The organism is Aphanothece microscopica RSMan92, assembly GCF_046613545.2.
Lineage (GTDB): Bacteria > Cyanobacteriota > Cyanobacteriia > PCC-6307 > Cyanobiaceae > NIES-981.
Genome location: NZ_JBKKKY020000547.1, coordinates 1 through 445 on the forward strand (window position 1 = coordinate 1; position 445 = coordinate 445).

Consider the following 445-nt stretch of genomic DNA (forward strand, 5'->3'; position numbering starts at 1 on the left):
TTCAGCGACTCTTTGGCGAGCAGCATGGCCGTCTCGGCGCCGCCACCCGCACCGATGCCCAGAATGCCGGGTGGACACCAGCCCGCCCCCAGCGTCTCGACAGTCGAGACGACCCAATCGGCGATGTCTTGGCCGGGGTCGAGCACGGCAAAGCGCGCCTTGTTCTCGGAGCCGCCGCCCTTGGCCGACACATCGACGGTGAGCTTGTCGCCCGCGACGAGCCGGACATTCACGATGGCCGGCGTGTTGTCGCCGGTGTTGCGGCGGTCGAACACGGGGTCACGCAGCATCGAGGCGCGGAGCGGATTGTCTTCGGCGAGATAGGCCTCGCGCACGGCGACATCCGCGATGTCCTGCAGGCTGCGGGTCGCATCGATGCGGGCGCCCATGCCCACTTCGAGGAAGATGTTGGCCACGCCCGTGTCCTGGCAGATCGGGCGGTGGC

General features: G+C 68.5%; 1 protein-coding gene. It reads right to left on the reverse strand.

Going from position 1 to position 445, the window contains the following annotated elements; genetic code table 11:
• On the reverse strand, positions 1-416 hold a 416-nt coding region (locus ACLD7X_RS18990), incomplete at its 3' end, for a fumarate hydratase (protein WP_425625523.1).
• Between the last annotated feature and the right edge of the window lie 29 nt (positions 417-445).